This window comes from Streptomyces sp. NBC_01717 (assembly GCF_036248255.1).
In the GTDB taxonomy this organism is placed as follows: Bacteria; Actinomycetota; Actinomycetes; order Streptomycetales; family Streptomycetaceae; genus Streptomyces.
Map to the genome: position 1 here is coordinate 4,983,586 of NZ_CP109178.1, position 17,886 is coordinate 5,001,471.

A 17,886-nucleotide genomic window follows, 5' to 3' on the forward strand; every position below is an offset into this window, starting at 1 on the left:
GCCGACGGGCGGAAAGTGAGCGGCCGTTCGGGTCGGGCGGGGCGCAGGGGCGTCCGGGATCGGGGCTCGGGGCGTGTCCCTTGCGGGGGAACGGGAGTTGGGCACAGCGCCCCCTCCCGTCCCGTTTCGCTCCCGCCCCGGAGGTGCCGCCCGTGCGCCAGTTGCCCGCCTTGTCCGTCCCTGTTCGATGGGCAGCCGTCACCGCCGTGACGCTCGCCGCGTCCACCGGCTGCATGAGCATCGGCGACGACGGGGGGAAGTCGGTCCCGTCGCAGTCGGCCCGGCCGAAGGGCTCGGTGAGCGAACCGGACGGTTCCACGGTGGCCGGTACGGGACGGGCCCGTTCCGGAAGCGGCGCGGAGGCGCACTCCGACCGGGAGGCCCCCGAATCGCCGGACCCGAGCGCCTCCGTGAGCGCCTCGACCGGTCCCGGCGGCGGGCAGGCGACCGTCGGGACCGGTCATCCGCTGCCGACGCGGGGAGGACACCTGCCGATGCCGTCGCCACCGGGGTCCGGCGGGCCGCAGCAGCCGCCGGTGCAGTCGTCGGGGCCGTCGGGGCCTTCCGAACCGTCCGGGCCGGCCACCCCCGAGCCGTCGGGCACGCCCGATCCGGAGCCTTCGGATCCGTCTCCGGGGCCGTCCGAGTCGCCGGCCGCGCAGCTCCGCAGTGACGCGATGAGCGTGCCGGACGCGCTGGAGGCGATGCGGACGCCCGAGGTGTCGCCGCAGGTGGGGCCGGTGTAGTGGGCGGTTCGGGACGCGCGGTTTGCGCAATGTGGGTGGGGGTGCGTATGGTAGTAGATCGTTTGATCCCATTGCCCGGCGCCGACACAGAAGAGCGCCGTGTGGCGCGTACTCTCCCTTGCCGTGGCTGGACCGCATTGAGGCGGTCGAAATTGCGAATCACGGAGTTATGGGCGCGTGCCGAGACTCCGGAAGGTTTCGCATTTCGCATGTCCAATTTCAGCTCTGACAACACCGTCATGCCCGAGAACGACGAGATTGTCACCGCAGCCGAGGCCGTAGTGGCCGAGGCCGCCGAGGTGTCCGAGTCGACCGAGACCGTCGACTCCACCGAGGCCACCACCGACAACGACACCACTTCCGCGGACGCCTCCGCCGATTCCGAGGACGCCGAGCCGACCGTCACCTTCGGGGACCTGGGCCTGCCCGAGGGCATCGTCCGCAAGCTCGCGCAGAACGGTGTGACCGCGCCCTTCCCGATCCAGGCCGCGACCATTCCGGACGCCCTGGCCGGCAAGGACATCCTGGGCCGTGGCCGTACCGGCTCCGGCAAGACGCTCTCCTTCGGTCTGCCGACCCTGGCCACGCTGGCCGGCGGCCACACCGAGAAGAAGAAGCCCCGCGCGGTCATCCTCACCCCGACCCGTGAGCTCGCGATGCAGGTCGCGGACGCGCTGCAGCCTTACGGCGACGTGCTCGGCCTGAAGATGAAGGTCGTCTGCGGTGGTACGTCGATGGGCAACCAGATCTACGCGCTGGAGCGTGGTGTCGACGTCCTCGTCGCCACCCCGGGCCGGCTGCGCGACATCATCAACCGGGGCGCCTGCTCCCTGGAGAACGTCCAGGTCGCCGTCCTCGACGAGGCCGACCAGATGTCCGACCTGGGCTTCCTGCCCGAGGTCACCGAGCTGCTCGACCAGGTTCCGGTCGGCGGGCAGCGCATGCTCTTCTCCGCCACGATGGAGAACGAGATCGGCACGCTGGTCAAGCGTTACCTGAACAACCCGGTGAGCCACGAGGTCGACAGCGCCCAGGGCAACGTCACGACCATGTCGCACCACGTCCTCGTCGTGAAGCCGAAGGACAAGGCGCCGGTCACCTCCGCCATCGCCGCGCGCAAGGGCCGCACCATCATCTTCGTCCGTACCCAGCTGGGAGCGGACCGCATCGCCGAGCAGCTCATCGAGTCGGGCGTGAAGGCGGACGCGCTGCACGGCGGCATGACGCAGGGTGCCCGTACCCGCGTTCTTGAGGACTTCAAGAAGGGCTACGTCAACGCGCTCGTCGCGACCGACGTCGCCGCCCGCGGTATCCACGTCGACGGCATCGACCTGGTCCTGAACGTGGACCCGGCCGGTGACCACAAGGACTACCTGCACCGCTCGGGCCGTACCGCCCGGGCCGGCAAGTCCGGTGTCGTCGTCTCGCTGGCGCTGCCGCACCAGCGCCGCCAGATCTTCCGCCTGATGGAGGACGCGGGCGTCGACGCCTCCCGCCACATCGTGCAGGGCGCGGGCGTCTTCGAGCCGGAGGTCGCCGAGATCACCGGTGCCCGTTCGCTGACCGAGGTCCAGGCCGACTCCGCGAACAACGCCGCCAAGCAGGCGGAGCGCGAGGTCGCCGACCTGACCAAGCAGCTGGAGCGCGTCCAGCGCCGCGCCGGTGAGCTCCGCGAGGAGGCCGACCGTCTGGTCGCCCGTGCTGCGCGCGAGCGGGGCGACGACCCCGAGGCAGCGGTGGCCGAGGCGGCCGCCGAGGCGGAGGCCGCGATCGAGGCCGCCGTCTCCGTACCGGAGCAGCCCGCAGCGCGCGACGACCGTCGCGACGACCGCGGCAACTTCGACCGCCGCGACAACCGCGGTGGCGACCGTCGTGACGACCGGGGCGGCGACCGCGGTGGTTACCGCGGCGGCGACCGTCGTGACGACCGCGGTGGTGACCGTGGTGGGTTCCAGCGTCGTGACGACCGCTCGTCCGGTGGCTTCCGCCGGGACAACGACCGTCCGTCGTTCAACCGCGACCGTCGTGACGACCGCGGTGGTGACCGTGGTGGGTTCCAGCGTCGTGACGACCGTCCGTCGGGCGGCTTCCGCCGTGACAACGACCGTCCGTCGTTCAACCGTGACAACGACCGTCCGTCGTTCAACCGCGACCGTCGTGACGACCGCGGTGGTGACCGTGGTGGGTTCCAGCGTCGTGACGACCGTCCGTCGGGCGGCTTCCGCCGGGACAACGACCGTCCGTCGTTCAACCGTGACAACGACCGTCCGTCGTTCAACCGCGACCGTCGTGACGACCGCCCGTCCGGTGGCTTCCGCTCCGGTGGCAGCGACCGTCCGTTCAACCGCGACCGTCGTGACGACCGTCCGGCCGGTGGCTTCCGCTCCGGTGGCAGCGACCGTCCGACCGGCCGCCGCGACGACCACCGTGGTGGCACGGGCACCGGCACCAACACCGGGTCCTTCGGCCGTCGCGACGACAAGCCGCGTTGGAAGCGCAACGGCTGAGTGCAGTGAAGACCTTCTGAAGGTCTGCTGAAAGCGGGCCCGTCCTTCACGGACGGGCCCGCTTTTCTTTTCGCTCCCGTCACAAGCGGAACGGCTGCTAATATCCGGCGACTTGCACAGGGCAGGGGCACGGCCGGGGGGCCTGGCGTGATTCCTTTGCGGCAGGCTGCCGTTGACTCCCTGTGCCATTCATGCCTTTTCAGGTATTTCGGGGAGGGACCCTCTTGGCACGCCTTGCTTTCGTACGCGGCCGTTCCGTCGTACGCGGTCGCGCGGCACTGGCCGCTCTCATCGTGATCGCGGCCGGACTCGGCACGATGTCGAGCGCCAGTGCCCTGGACACGCCGACTCCCGTACAGACGGGCGGGGTGTGGGGCATCGACTTCGCCGGCGGAACGCTGAACACGGTGGAAGTCGCGCCGAGCGGTGAGCAGTTCGTCTTCGCACGCCAGGTCGGCCAGGGCGGATCGACGGTGGGCGACCGCACTTCCATGGGATACGCCGGCACATACGCAAACGGTGCCCACATCAAGCGCGTGCCGTGCGACGCCGGTTCCTGCGTATCGCTGCGTGCCACCGGAAACGGTCATGTGGGCCGTTTCTTCGTCAACAACGGCGTGGAGCGCGCCCAGATCTGGCTGACGGCGAACGGTTACCACTCGGCCGATGAACCCGCGGTCACGGGTGGTCAGTTCGTGGACGTCACCGGACGCTATTTCGTCTACAACGCCGCGTCGACCGGAAAGCAGTACATCGACGACGTTTCCGAATACCGCTCGACGAATGTCCGAATGACCCGGCCCATCGGCGCTGCCTCGGTATGGGGCGCCCTGCTGTGGACGTCCGGTTCCACCGCCGGAGCCGTCACCGCGATCGATCTCGAAAAGAAGAAGACCGTCGAGACGCTCGCCACCGGCGCGCCCTGTGCGGTCAAGGAATTGCAGACCGTGGGCCGCTGGATCTACTGGAACTGCGGTACGAGCGGCCCCGCCGGTGTGTACGACCGTACGGCGAAGAAGAGCTTCACCGTGCCGTCCGGTGCCGCACTCGTCGGCGACGGCTATCTCGTACAGCACGACCGGTCCGCCGGGAAGTTGATGCTCACCGACTTCCACACCGGGAAAGCCGTGGCGCCCCGGGAGATCGCGGATCTGCCTGCGGGCAGCACCGGCGACCAGCGACGGCTGACCTGGGCCGTGGACAAGTTCGGAGGCGACATCGCGTACGTCGGCCCGGACCACGCAATCCGGTTCGTGCAGAGCGGTGTGCCCGCACAACCGCTGGCGAAGATCGAGTCCGATCTCGGCGACGGTTATCTCGACTACAAGAACACCTACGGCAGCCAGTACTGGGACAGCACCTGGCAGCTCAACAAGCCGGCGAGGTGGACCTTCACGGTCAAGGACGCGCTCGGTCGCACGGTCCGCACGCTTTCCGGGGATTCCGGCGCCGAGGTCAAGGTCGAGTGGGACGGCAGGACGGACGCGGGCGGCTACTCCTTCAACGGCCCCCACACCTGGACGCTGAGCGCGAAGGCCTCCGACGGCGACGGCACCTACACCACCAGTGGGAAGATCGCGGTCAGCGGCGGCCGGCAGGGCCACCACGACCAGGGCGGCTACGCCCTCGGTGAGCTGGTCACGCTCAACTCCTCCGGCGGTCTGACCCTTCATTACACCGAGGGCAAGGGCACCTTCGACTGGAAGCGGTCCGCCTCCGGCTGGCCCGCGGGCACGGTCGCCGTCCCGTTCGGGGACATGGGCAGCGACCGGTGTTCCGAAATGCTCGTACGGATGCCGAACGGGGAGCTTCGTCGGTACGCCGGCAGGTGCGGGGACTCGTACAAGCCGACCAGCAGCCACACGTCTCTGGGCACCGGCTGGAACGCGTACAACGTACTGACGGCGCCCGGGGATCTTACCGGGGACGGCCGGACCGACCTGCTTGCACGCAAGACGTCCACCGGTGACATCTACCTCTTCGCCAACGACGGACACAGCAAGCTGAAGGCCGGCGTGAAGATCCGTTCGGCGTGGGGCGGCTACACGAAGATCGTGGGTGCGGGAGACCTCAACGGTGACGGGTACGGCGATGTGCTGGCCCGCCACAAGGACGGGACGCTCTACCGCTACAACGGCACCGCCACCGGCGTGCTGAAGGACCGGGTGAAGGTCTTCTCCGCGTGGGGAGCCTCGTACAACGTCGTCGTCGGGGTGGGAGACATCTCCGGTGACGGCAAGGCCGACCTCGTCGAGCGGGACGGCTCCGGCAATCTCTACCGCAACAACGGCGACGGCAAGGGATCGTTCGGCGCGCGTACGAAGATCGCCACCGGGTGGCAGGGCTACAAGGGAATCTTCTGACCCGGATGCGGGTGAGGACAAGGGCGCGGCCTCCGGGGCGCGCCCTTGCGTCGTACGGCATGTTTTCCCAGTCGTAACCACGACGGCGGCATGCGTACGCCGGGGCGAGGGCATCGCTGGGGTCATGACAACAGACATCAGCGAGGACAAGCCGCCACCGGGCGTTTCCGACGAGGAGCGTCTGGCGCAGCTCGGGTACACGCAGACGCTCGCCCGGCGTATGTCCGCCTTCTCCAACTACGCCGTCTCGTTCACGATCATCTCGGTGCTCTCCGGCTGTCTGACGCTGTATCTGTTCGGCATGAACACCGGCGGTCCCGCCGTCATCACCTGGGGCTGGGTCGGTGTCGGCCTGATGACGCTGTTCGTCGGGCTGGCGATGGCGGAGATCTGTTCGGCGTACCCGACCTCCGCGGGCCTCTACTTCTGGGCGCACCGGCTGGCCCCGCCGCGCTCGGCGGCGGCCTGGGCCTGGTTCACGGGCTGGTTCAACGTCCTCGGTCAGGTCGCCGTCACCGCGGGAATCGACTTCGGGGCGGCTTCCTTCCTCGGGGCGTATCTGAATCTCCAGTTCGACTTCGAGGTGACGCCCGGCCGCACGATCGTGCTGTTCGCCGCGATCCTGCTGCTGCACGGACTCCTGAACACGTTCGGCGTCCGCATCGTCGCGATCCTGAACAGTGTGAGTGTGTGGTGGCACGTGCTGGGGGTCGCCGTCATCGTCGGCGCGCTGACCTTCGTACCGGACTCCCATCAGTCGGCGTCGTTCGTCTTCACCGAGTTCGTGAACAACACCGGCTGGGGCAGCGGCTTCTACGTCGTGATGATCGGGCTCCTGATGGCCCAGTACACCTTCACCGGCTACGACGCGTCCGCCCACATGACGGAGGAGACCCACGACGCGGCGACGGCGGGGCCGCGGGGCATCGTCCAGTCGATCTGGACCTCCTGGATCGCCGGCTTCGTCCTCCTCCTCGGCTTCACCTTCGCCATCCAGTCGTACGACGGAGCCCTGAACTCCCCGACCGGCGCCCCGCCGGCCCAGATCCTCCTGGACGCCCTCGGCGCCACCACCGGCAAGCTCCTGCTGCTGGTCGTCATCGGTGCGCAGCTGTTCTGCGGGATGGCGTCCGTGACCGCCAACAGCCGCATGATCTACGCGTTCTCCCGGGACGGCGCACTTCCGTTCTCCCGCGTCTGGCACACGGTCAGCCCCCGCACCCGCACCCCCGTCGCCGCGGTCTGGCTGGCCGCGACCGGCGCCCTGGCCCTCGGCCTCCCGTACCTGATCAACGTCACCGCGTACGCCGCAGTGACCTCGATCGCGGTGATCGGTCTCTACATCGCGTACGTCATCCCCACCCTGCTCCGCCTCCTGCGCGGCGACGACTTCACCCCGGGTCCCTGGCATCTCGGCCGCTGGTCCCGGCCCATCGGGATCGTCGCGGTGGTGTGGGTGGTCGTCATCACCGTCCTCTTCATGCTGCCGCAGCTGTACCCGGTCACCTGGGAGACGTTCAACTACGCCCCGATCGCGGTCCTGGTGGTTCTGGGGTTCGCGGCGACGTGGTGGTTCGCGTCGGCGCGGCACTGGTTCCTCGAACCGGATCACAAACGCACGAGCACGGACATGTCGGCGGACTGACGACCTCCTGTGACGGCTCGACGTGGCCCGGCGGCCGATACCCGATCGGCGGCCGGGCCGCGGCGGGCTATGCTCAGGGGTGATTCGCCGAGGGCCGTTAGCTCAATTGGCAGAGCAGCGGACTTTTAATCCGTTGGTTGTGGGTTCGAGTCCCACACGGCCTACGTGTCGCGGGGCGAGGTTTCGGCCTCTGACCTGCAAGGGAGCGCCCCGCCCGGTTCCGACCGGGCGGGGCGCTCCGTCGTCGGCAGGTGTCCGTGGTGTCAGGACCGGGTGTGCCGGGTCCGTCAGTCTGCCCTGGTGGTGGCGAAACGCCGCTCGAAGGCCACGAACGCGGCCTCCTGACGCCACTGGACCTGAGCCTTGGTGCTGGTGTTCAGGAGTCGCCGGCACTGCTGCCGGGGGTTGTCCGCGCCGGGGCCGGTGTGGCGGCAGGGGCCGGTGAGACGGTAGCCGTCGCGGGTCGGGTTGCCCCGCCAGAGGCCGGCACCCGGCAGGAAGGCGTACTCCAGGGAGGCTCGCGCGAGGTCCTTCAGCTCGCGGTAGCCGAGGTCGTACGTCCTGGCGGCGTACCGGTACTCATGGCTGATGTCGATCCGGGAGACACCGGGGTCATCGGTGGCCAGCACGACGGGCACGCCGTAGGAGCGGTAGGTGGTGAAGGGGTGGTCGGCGCCCCTGACCCCGAGGATCTGCGCGTTGCTGGTGAACGGCACCTCGACCGCGATCTCCCGGTCGGCCATGGCGCGGGCGAGCCGCTGCCAGTTGTCCTCGTGGACCAGGTCGACACCGTGGCCGATGCGTTCGGCGTGGCCGACGTTCACGGCCTCACCGATATGGAAGGCCAGGTCCTCGGGCTTGACCAGGCCGGGCCACAACTCGCCCGCGTGCAGGGTGATGTGCGTCTTGGGATACACACGGTGCAGATAGTCGAGCATCCGCATCTGGAGGCTGTAGTTCCGCAGGGAGCTGTCCCAGTCCTCCGGCTGCACCGGATTCACGGCGACGAACCGCTTGTCCCGTTCGGCGAGGCGCATGCCCAGGGCCATCTGGGTGAAGACCCGCTCGGGTGAACTGCCGCGCGACACCTGGGAGATCCATCGCACCGGCACCCGGCAGCCGGCCTCCGCGCGGGGCGTGCCGCACCGTGCCGCCGTGCGGAACTCCGCGTCGGACTCGTCCGTCTCCCGGCTCGCCTCGGCGACCAGTTCGTCCAGCTTGCCGCCGGCCAGCAGTTTGCCGTGCAGCTTCGCCAGGTCGTCGTCCCAGCCGACCTCGTCGGCCAGGATCCGTGCGCCGTCGGACGCCGGGGTCACCATCGACTCCAGATAGAACTGGTTCTGCCTCGCGACGGTGTCGGCCACGTCGGCGAGCAGCTTGCCCCGGTGGCGCCAGGTGACCTCGTCGAACTTCCCGAACGTGTCGAAGAAGTGGTCGTGCCCCGACCGGCCCGGCGGGAAGTCCTGCATGGACCAGGCCCGCAGCACCGCGCGGCGGAAAGCGGTGTCGGTCAGGGCGTCGGACGCCGGCCGTCGGCCCGCACCGCACGGCGGCGGCACCGCGGTCAGCGTCTGCTCGTCGATGCACAGACCGTCGTCCGCGGCGAGCGAGATCAGGTACTCGGTCGAGACGGCGCCCGACAGGTGGTTGTGCAGGTCCCCTCCCTTCGGCAGTGCCGTGAAGAAGGCACTCAGCGCGGCCGGATCGTTCCGGACCGCGGCGAGCCGCGCGGAGGCCAGGTACTCCCCGCGGGTGGGCGGCGGCAGGGGCGCGGCGGCACGGGGCTGAGCGGCGGCCACCGGCTGAGCGGCGACGGACAGCGTGCCCGGCAGCAGGGACAGGACGGCGAGCGCGCCGAGACCGATCGGGGCCAGGGGGCCACGCGCGCGGCGCACGGAGCGGCGGTTCACGGAGGTCACCTGCGCATGATCCCGAGTACCTCCGACGCTCGACGCGCGACCGGCGGTCGCCCGGCCCGGTCCACCCGGCCGAGTGATCACACCTGCGTCCTGCTGCCTCTTCTCCGCGGCGGCGAGCCGGTTGCCGTTGATGTGAGGTGCATCTCAGTAGGCTGATGCGCCCGGACGAAGGAGCACTGCGCATGAGTCTGCGCCTGAAGGCGATCACCCGCGAGGAGCACCTGGCCTTCGTCAGGGAGCGGCCCTCCGCGAGCCACATGCAGCTTCCCTCGTGGGGGGATGTGAAGCCGGACTGGCGGGCGCGGAGCCTGGGCTGGCTCGACGAGAGCGATCGGCTCGTCGGCGTGGGGCTGGTCCTGCTCAGGCCGCTGCCGAAGCTCAGGCGATACCTCGCCTATCTGCCCGAAGGACCGCTCATCGACTGGTCCGCTCCGGATCTGGCCCGGTGGCTGCAGCCGATGCTCGACCACCTGAAGGCGCAGGGCGTGTTCTCGGTGAAGATGGGCCCGCCCGTCGTCGCCCGCCGCTGGAGCGCGGAGGCCGTCAAGGCCGCGATCGCCGATCCGCGGGCCGGACGGCTGGGGGACGCCGAGGCCACCGCCCGCGAGCCACGGGCCTTCGACATCGCCGACCGGCTGCGCGCGATGGGCTGGCGGCAGACCGAGCCCGGCAGCGAGGACGGCTTCGCCGCCGGTCAGCCGAGGTACGTATTCCAGGTCCCGTTCGCGGGCAAGTCGCTGGAAGAGGTCCAGCGAGGCCTGAACCAGCAGTGGCGCCGCAACATCAAGAAGGCCGAGAAGGCCGGCGTCAAAGTCGTCCGGGGCGGCTACGAGGACCTGCCCGCCTTCCACCGGCTCTACGTCGAGACCGCCCGGCGGGACCGGTTCATCCCCCGCCCGCCGGCCTACTTCCAGCGGATGTGGACCGCCCTCACGGCCGAGGACCCGGACCGGATGCGGCTCTACCTCGCCCATCACGAGGGCGAGGTCCTTGCGGCGGCGACGATGCTGACCGTGGGCGAGCACGTCTGGTACTCGTACGGTGCCTCCGCCGACCGCAAGCGCGAGGTCCAGCCCAACAACGCCATTCAGTGGCAGATGATGTCCGACGCCCACGAACTCGGTGCGAGCGTCTACGACCTGCGTGGCATCACCGACACCCTGGACGAGGACAACCACCTGCTGGGTCTGCTCCGCTTCAAGGTCGGCACCGGTGGCGAGGCCGTGGAGTACCTCGGCGAATGGGACTTCCCTCTCAACAGGTTCCTGCACAAGGCACTCGACCTGTACATGTCCCGCCGCTGAGGCCGGGTCCGGGAAGTCCCACCACGCCCGTCGGGGTCAGTCCTCGCCCTCCAGGTCCCCCTCCGTCTCCAGGAACACCTGGCGCAGCGCCTCCAGGACCGTCGGGTCGGGCTTGGACCACATGCCGCGGGACTCGGCTTCCAGGAGGCGTTCCGCGATGCCGTGGAGGGCCCAGGGGTTGGCCTGCTGGAGGAACTCGCGGTTGGTCGGGTCCAGGACGTACGTCTCGGTGAGCTTGTCGTACATCCAGTCGGCGACCACGCCCGTTGTCGCGTCGTAGCCGAAGAGGTAGTCGACCGTCGCGGCCAGTTCGAAGGCGCCCTTGTAGCCGTGGCGGCGCATCGCCTCGATCCACTTGGGGTTGACCACGCGTGCGCGGAAGACCCGGGACGTCTCCTCGACCAGGGTGCGGGTGCGGACCGTCTCCGGGCGGGTGGAGTCGCCGATGTACGCCTCGGGGGCCGTACCGCGCAGGGCGCGGACGGTGGCCACCATGCCGCCGTGGTACTGGAAGTAGTCGTCCGAGTCCGCGATGTCGTGCTCGCGGGTGTCCGTGTTCTTGGCGGCCACGGCGATCCGCTTGTAGGCCGTCTCCATCTCGTCGCGGGCGGGCCGGCCGTCGAGTTCGCGGCCGTAGGCGTAGCCGCCCCAGACCGTGTAGACCTCGGCGAGGTCGGCGTCGGTGCGCCAGTCGCGGCTGTCGATGAGCTGGAGGAGGCCCGCTCCGTACGTACCGGGGCGGGAGCCGAAGATACGGGTGGTGGCGCGGCGTTCGTCGCCGTGTTCGGCGAGGTCGGCCTGGGCGTGGGCGCGGATGTGGTTGTGGTCGGCGGGTTCGTCGAGGGATGCGGCGAGGCGTACCGCGTCGTCGAGCAGCCCGATGGTGTGCGGGAACGCGTCGCGGAAGAAGCCGGAGATGCGCAGGGTCACGTCGATGCGCGGGCGGCCCAGGTCGGCGAGGTCGATCGGCTCCAGGCCGGTGACGCGGCGTGAGGCGTCGTCCCAGACCGGTCGGATGCCGAGCAGCGCCAGTGCCTCGGCGACGTCGTCGCCCGACGTACGCATCGCGCTGGTGCCCCACAGGGACAGGCCGACCGAGGTGGGCCATTCGCCGTTGTCGGTGCGGTAGCGCTCCAGGAGCGAGTCGGCCAGGGCCTGGCCGGTCTCCCAGGCGAGCCGGGACGGGACCGCCTTCGGGTCCACGGAGTAGAAGTTGCGACCGGTCGGCAGGACGTTGACCAGGCCGCGCAGCGGGGAGCCGGACGGGCCCGCGGGGACGAAGCCGCCGTTCAGGGCGTGGACGGTGTGGTCCAGTTCCGCCGTGGTGGCGGCGAGGCGGGGGACCACCTCGCGGGCGGCGAAGTCGAGGATGTCCCGGACCGGTTGAGGGTGGGCCGCCGCCACGGTCGCGACCGCCGACGGGTTCCAGTCCGCGTCCTCCATCGCCTGGACCAGGGCGCGAGCCTGCTCCTCGGCCTCGTCCGCCGTGGTGCGGGTGGCGGCGGACTCGTCGAGGCCCAGTGCCTCGCGCAGGCCCGGCAGCGACGCCGTACCGCCCCAGATCTGGCGGGCGCGCAGGATCGCGAGGACCAGGTTGACCCGGTCCGGGCCGGCCGGTGCGCCGCCCAGGACGTGCAGCCCGTCGCGGATCTGGGCGTCCTTGATCTCGCAGAGCCAGCCGTCCAGATGCATGATGAATTCGTCGAAGCCCTCGTCGTCCGGGCGGTCGTCGAGCCCCAGGTCGTGGTCGAGCTTCGCGGCCTGGATCAGGGTCCAGATCTGGGCGCGGATCGCGGGCAGCTTCGCCGGGTCCATCGCGGCGATCTGGGCGTGCTCGTCGAGGAGCTGCTCCAGGCGTGCGATGTCGCCGTAGCTGTCCGCGCGTGCCATCGGCGGTACGAGGTGGTCGATCAGGGTGGCGTGGACGCGGCGCTTGGCCTGCGTACCCTCGCCCGGGTCGTTCACCAGGAACGGGTAGACGAGCGGGAGATCGCCCAGTGCCGCGTCCGGGCCGCAGGCGGCGGACAGGCCCGCGTTCTTGCCGGGCAGCCACTCCAGGTTGCCGTGCTTGCCGAGGTGGATCATCGCGTCGGCGCCGAAGCCGCCGTCGCCCCGGTCGGCCGCGATCCAGCGGTATGCGGCCAAGTAGTGGTGCGAGGGCGGCAGATCGGGGTCGTGGTAGATCGCGATCGGGTTCTCGCCGAAGCCGCGCGGCGGCTGGATGAGGATCAGGAGGTTCCCGCGGCGCAGGGCGGCGAGCACGATGTCGCCCTCGGGGTTGCGGGAGCGGTCCACGAACATCTCGCCGGGGGGCGGGCCCCAGTGCTGCTCGACGGCGACGCGGAGTTCTTCCGGCAGTGTGGCGTACCAACGCCGGTAGTCGGCGGCCGGGATCCGGACCGGGTTGCGGGCCAACTGCTCCTCGGTCAGCCACTCCTGGTCGTGGCCGCCGGCCTCGATCAGGGCGTAGATCAGCTCGTCGCCGTCCCCGGAGACCAGGCCGGGGAGGTCGGCCTCGGGACCGAAGTCGTAACCCTCGGCGCGCAGCCGGCGCAGCAGGGCGACCGCGCTGGCCGGGGTGTCTAGGCCGACCGCGTTGCCGATACGCGAGTGCTTCGTCGGGTACGCGGAGAGGACGAGCGCCAGGCGCTTGTCCGCGGCCGGGATGTGGCGCAGCCGTGCGTGGCGTACGGCGATTCCGGCGACCCGGGCTGCGCGCTCGGTGTCCGCGACGTATGCGGGCAGGCCGTCCTCGTCGATCTCCTTGAACGAGAACGGGACGGTGATCAACCGGCCGTCGAACTCGGGGACCGCGATCTGGCTGGCCGCGTCGAGCGGGGAGACGCCCTCGTCGTTGTCCTCCCAGTCGCTGCGCGAGCCGGTCAGGCAGAGCGCCTGCAGGATCGGCACATCGAGGCCGGTGAGCGCGCCCGCGTCCCAGGACTCGTCGTCGCCGCCGGCGGACGCCTCGGCGGGCCGGGTGCCGCCCGCGGCGAGGACGGTGGTGACGATGGCGTCAGCGGCGCGCAGTTCGTCGATGAGCTCGGGTTCCGGGGTGCGCAGCGAGGCGACGTACAGGGGGAGGGCGCGGGCGCCCGCGTCCTCGACCGCCCGGCAGAGCGTGTCGATGAACGCGGTGTTCCCGCTCATGTGGTGGGCGCGGTAGTAGAGCACCGCGATGGTCGGACCGTCGGTGACGCGCGCGGTGCGCTCCAGAGGGCCCCAGGAGGGGGCGGGCGCCGGGGGTTCGAAGCCGTGGCCGGTCAGCAGGACCGTGTCGGAGAGGAACCGGGCCAGCTGGTCCAGGTTGGCCGGGCCGCCGTGCGCCAGGTAGGCGTGGGCCTCGGCGGCGATCCCGATCGGCACGGTGGAGGCGGCCATCAACTGGGCGTCGGGTGCCTGTTCACCGGTGAGGACGACAACCGGCCTGTCGGTGGCGAGGACTTGGTCGAGCCCCTCCTGCCAGGCACGGACACCGCCGAGGAGGCGTACGACGACGAGGTCGGTGCCGTCGAGGAGAGCCGGGAGGTCGTCGAGCGGCAGGCGCGAGGGATTGGCGTAGCGGTAGGTCACCGGACCGTCCGCGGCGCGGGCGCTGAGCAGGTCGGTGTCGGACGTCGACAGGAGCAGGATCATGCGGCGTCGGGCCTTCCTCGGGGTGTCCACGCCCCGGGCGGTGTCGGAATGGAGTTCTCCCCTGCTCGAAAGGGATCGAGACCTTGGGGAAGGGAGTTCCTGACTCGCCCGGCCGTTGCAGCCGGACTCACAGTGGCGGGACCGCGCCGGATTCGCACCGGGCTTCCTCCCACGTCGCCGTCTCCGGCGATGCCGGGCCGGGTGGCCCGCTGCTAGGCATAGTAAGGGTCATACATCGGATGGGATTCATACAGCTCAGGATGATGGTCGGTATGCTCGCCGCCATGTCCACTTCGCCCACTCCGCCGTCGGCCCAGGGGGAGCCCCCGACCCGGGACCGTGGCGATGCCTGCCCGGGGTCGCTGCGGCTGCACCGGGCGGACGACGGCGCGCTGGCGCGGGTACGGATCCCCGGTGGTGTGCTGAGCATCCGGCAGGCGGACGTGCTCCTGGAGGCCGCACGGGAGTTGGGCGACGGTGAGCTGCATCTCACTTCGCGGGGCAATGTCCAGCTGCGCGGGCTCGGCCAGGAGTGCGGCGGACGGCTCGCCGAACTCCTCGGCGGGGCAGGGCTGCTGCCGTCCCGGCGCCATGAGCGGATACGTAACGTGGTGGCCTCCCCGCTCTCCGGGCTGGACGGCCGGGGCCGGTCGGACGTCCGGCCGTGGCTGACCGAGCTGGACGGACTGTTGTGCGGAAGTGACAAAGCGGCCGGGTTGTCCGGCCGCTTTCTGTTCGCGCTCGACGACGGCCGCGGTGACGTGGACGCCCTGGGTGCGGATGTGACGTTGCTGGGGCGGAGCGACGGCAGTGCGCTGCTGCGGACCGGGACCGCGGGGGCGGTTCTGAGGGTCTCCGGGGCGGATGCGCCCCGTGCCGCGCTCATTGCCGCCGAGACGTTCGTGGACGTGGCGCGGGAGACGGGCGCCTGGCGGGTGAGCGAACTGCCGCTCCCTTCCGAGGAATTGCTGGCGACAGTGGGAACGGCGTTGCGTGCGGACGGCGTTGACGCGGCCCGTCACGTGGAGCACGTACCGCCGCCGACGGCGACACAGGAGCCCGAGTACGGACTCGTCGGCACCTCCGGCCCGGCCGCGCTCTGTGTGGGTGTGCCGTTCGGACGCGTCACCGGTGCGCAGTGGGAGAGCCTGACCCGCGCGGGCGGTGAGATGCGGCTGACCCCCTGGCGGAGCGTCGTCGTGACAGGTGTGGCGCGCGACCGGGCGGCGGCTCGGCTGGCCGAGTGGGGCGCGGCCGGACTGGTGGCCGGGCCCGACTCCGCGTGGACCGGCGTCGCGGCCTGCATCGGCCGGCCGGGCTGTGCGAAGTCCCTGGCCGATGTACGGCGGGACGCCGAGGCCACGGTGACGGCGGGGGAGCCGGGCATCGCGCGACTCCCGGTGTACTGGTCGGGCTGTGAACGCCGGTGCGGCCACCCCAAGGGCAGCTGGGTCGACGTCGTCGCCGTCCCCGGCGGGCACCAGGTGTCCCGGGTGCGCGGAGACGTGCGGGGCGCCCCGGCGACGGTCCACGGCAACCCGTCCGACCTGGCCGCCGCGGTGACGGCAGCCCGCAGTACCTGTAGCTGAACCACCGGCCCCAGCGCCCCACACTCTGTCAGCCCGACCACCCACCGACCGGAGAGAGCGAAACCACCGTGTTCCAGTACGAGAAGGACGGACCGGCGATCTACCGCCAGTCCTTCGCCACCATCCGCGCCGAGGCGGATCTCGCGGGCCTGCCCGCCGACGTCAGCCAGGTCGCGGTCCGCATGATCCACGCCTGCGGCATGGTCGACCTCGTACGCGACATCGACTTCACCCCGGGCGTGGTGGCCGGCGCCCGCCGGGCGCTGCGGTCCGGCGCGCCGATCCTGTGCGACGTGGCCATGGTCGCCAGCGGTGTCACCCGCAAGCGGCTGCCCGCCGACAACGAGGTCATCTGCACCCTGTCGGACCCCTCGGTCCCCGATCTCGCCGCGAAGCTGGGCACGACCCGCAGCGCCGCCGCGATGGAGCTGTGGCGGGACCGCATGGAAGGGGCGGTGGTGGCCGTGGGCAACGCGCCGACCGCGCTGTTCCGGCTGCTCGAGATGATCGAGGAGGGTGCTCCCCGCCCGGCCGCAGTCATCGGTGTGCCCGTCGGCTTCGTCGGAGCCGCTGAGTCCAAGGACGCCCTGGCCGACCATCCGTCCGGTCTGGAACACCTGGTCGTACGGGGCCGTCGCGGCGGCAGTGCCATAGCCGCGGCCGCGCTCAACGCGATCGCCAGCGAGGAAGAGTAAGAGTGAGCGAACAGAACACGGGCCGGCTGTACGGGGTGGGACTCGGGCCCGGCGATCCGGCACTGATGACCGTACGCGCGGTGCAGATCATCGCCGAGGCCGACGTCATCGCCTATCACAGCGCCCGCCACGGGCGGTCCATCGCACGCTCCATCGGGGGCTACCGGGGTGCGATGGAGGAGTTCTACGGCGAGGCCGCGGCCCGGCTGGCGGTGCACCTGGACGCCGGACGGACGGTGGCGGTGCTCGCCGAGGGCGACCCGATGTTCTACGGCTCCTACATGCACATGCACAAGCGGCTCGCCGACCGCTATCCCACCGAGGTGATCCCCGGCGTCACTTCGGTCAGCGCGGCCGCCGCCCGGCTCGGCACCCCGCTCGCCGAGGGCGAAGAAGTGCTGACGATCCTGCCCGGCACCCTGCCGGAGGAGGAGCTGACGGCCAGGCTGGCCGCCACCGACGCCGCCGTGGTGATGAAGCTGGGGCGTACGTTCCCCGCGGTGCGCCGCGCCTTCGAGGCGTCGGGGCGGCTGGACGAGGCGCACTACGTGGAGCGCGCCACGATGGCCGGGGAGCGTACCGGCGATCTGGCGGACACCGACCCGGACTCCGTGCCGTACTTCGCCGTCGCGGTGCTGCCCAGCCGGATCGACGCATCTCGCCCGGAAGCGAGTGCGGACGCGGCCGGCACCGGTGAGGTCGTGGTCGTGGGTACCGGTCCCGCCGGACCGCTGTGGCTGACCCCGGAGACCCGCGGGGCGCTGGCCGCCGCCGACGACCTCGTCGGCTACACCACGTATCTGGACCGCGTCCCTGTCCGCCCCGGGCAGGCCCGTCACGGCTCGGACAACAAGGTGGAGTCGGAGCGCGCCGAGTTCGCCCTCGACCTGGCCCGACGCGGCCGCCGCGTGGCCGTGGTGTCGGGCGGCGACCCGGGGATCTTCGCGATGGCGACCGCCGTGCTGGAGGTGGCCTCGCAGGACGCGTACGCGAAGGTGCCCGTGCGGGTGCTGCCCGGCGTGACCGCGGCCAACGCCGTCGCCGCCCGTGCGGGCGCGCCGCTCGGCCACGACTACGCCACGATCTCGCTCTCCGACCGGCTCAAGCCGTGGGAGGTGATCGCCACCCGGCTGCGCGCGGCCGCGGCGGCGGATCTGGTGCTGGCGCTGTACAACCCGGGTTCGCGGACCCGCACCGAGCAGGTCGGCAAGGCCCGTGACCTGCTGCTGGAGCTCCGTTCGCCGGAGACTCCTGTGGTGGTGGGCCGGGATGTCGGCGGGCCCTCGGAGAGCGTACGGATCGTCACCCTGGCCGAGCTGGAACCGGCCGAGGTCGACATGCGGACGATTCTGCTGGTCGGTTCCTCGCAGACGCGGTCGGTGCGGCGGGGGGACGGCCGGCAGATCGTGTGGACGCCGCGGCGGTACCCGGAGGTCTGAGGTCCGGCCTCAGAGCCTGTCGGGTGACCTCTGATGGGGCGGA

10 protein-coding genes, 1 tRNA gene and 1 riboswitch are annotated in these 17,886 nt (G+C 70.9%); of the genes, 9 read left to right on the plus strand and 2 right to left on the minus strand.

Going from position 1 to position 17,886, the window contains the following annotated elements; translation table 11 throughout:
- Positions 1–152: 152 nt before the first annotated feature.
- The 5 genes from OHB49_RS22600 to OHB49_RS22620 all read left to right on the plus strand — a co-directional run bounded on the left by OHB49_RS22600 (position 153) and on the right by OHB49_RS22620 (position 7,425).
- A complete protein-coding gene (locus tag OHB49_RS22600) occupies positions 153–746 on the plus strand; it encodes a hypothetical protein (protein WP_329162519.1) in 594 nt (197 codons plus the stop codon).
- Between the two features lie 239 nt (positions 747–985).
- Positions 986–3,253, plus strand: coding sequence for a DEAD/DEAH box helicase (locus tag OHB49_RS22605; protein ID WP_443079667.1), 2,268 nt, complete (start codon positions 986–988; stop codon positions 3,251–3,253).
- Positions 3,254–3,444: 191 nt separating this feature from the next.
- Positions 3,445–5,616, plus strand: a complete 2,172-nt coding sequence (locus tag OHB49_RS22610) for an FG-GAP-like repeat-containing protein (protein WP_443079552.1) — start codon at positions 3,445–3,447, stop codon at positions 5,614–5,616.
- A gap of 124 nt (positions 5,617–5,740) precedes the next feature.
- On the plus strand, positions 5,741–7,261 hold the full coding sequence (locus OHB49_RS22615) for an amino acid permease (protein WP_420706730.1): 1,521 nt from the start codon (positions 5,741–5,743) through the stop codon (positions 7,259–7,261).
- A gap of 91 nt (positions 7,262–7,352) precedes the next feature.
- Positions 7,353–7,425 (plus strand) — tRNA-Lys (locus tag OHB49_RS22620).
- A gap of 123 nt (positions 7,426–7,548) precedes the next feature.
- On the opposite strand, the gene OHB49_RS22625 is transcribed toward OHB49_RS22620, so the two are convergent.
- Positions 7,549–9,180 carry an adenosine deaminase family protein gene (locus OHB49_RS22625; RefSeq protein ID WP_329162524.1) on the minus strand — a complete coding sequence of 544 codons (1,632 nt, stop codon included), beginning with the start codon at positions 9,178–9,180 and terminating at the stop codon, positions 7,549–7,551.
- A gap of 182 nt (positions 9,181–9,362) precedes the next feature.
- Between OHB49_RS22625 and OHB49_RS22630 the strand changes: the two genes are divergently transcribed.
- Positions 9,363–10,484 (plus strand): lipid II:glycine glycyltransferase FemX, encoded by a 1,122-nt coding sequence (locus tag OHB49_RS22630; protein WP_329162526.1) that lies wholly within the window; start codon positions 9,363–9,365, stop codon positions 10,482–10,484.
- Between the two features lie 36 nt (positions 10,485–10,520).
- On the opposite strand, the gene cobN is transcribed toward OHB49_RS22630, so the two are convergent.
- Positions 10,521–14,120: a cobaltochelatase subunit CobN gene (cobN, locus tag OHB49_RS22635; protein WP_329166582.1), complete on the minus strand. Its 3,600-nt coding sequence runs from the start codon at positions 14,118–14,120 to the stop codon at positions 10,521–10,523.
- A gap of 93 nt (positions 14,121–14,213) precedes the next feature.
- Positions 14,214–14,310, minus strand: a riboswitch (cobalamin riboswitch).
- An 82-nt stretch (positions 14,311–14,392) separates the two neighbouring features.
- On the opposite strand from cobN, the gene OHB49_RS22640 reads away from it, so the two are divergent.
- From OHB49_RS22640 to cobJ, 3 genes are all read left to right on the plus strand, one after another.
- Positions 14,393–15,709 carry a cobalamin biosynthesis protein CobG gene (locus tag OHB49_RS22640; RefSeq protein ID WP_329166584.1) on the plus strand — a complete coding sequence of 439 codons (1,317 nt, stop codon included), beginning with the start codon at positions 14,393–14,395 and terminating at the stop codon, positions 15,707–15,709.
- 68 nt (positions 15,710–15,777) lie between these two features.
- The gene (locus tag OHB49_RS22645) at positions 15,778–16,404 is read left to right on the plus strand and encodes a precorrin-8X methylmutase (protein ID WP_030979935.1); all 627 of its coding nucleotides are present in this window, start codon (positions 15,778–15,780) and stop codon (positions 16,402–16,404) included.
- A 2-nt stretch (positions 16,405–16,406) separates the two neighbouring features.
- A complete protein-coding gene (gene cobJ / locus OHB49_RS22650; RefSeq protein ID WP_329162529.1) occupies positions 16,407–17,843 on the plus strand; it encodes a precorrin-3B C(17)-methyltransferase in 1,437 nt (478 codons plus the stop codon).
- Positions 17,844–17,886: the final 43 nt, after the last annotated feature.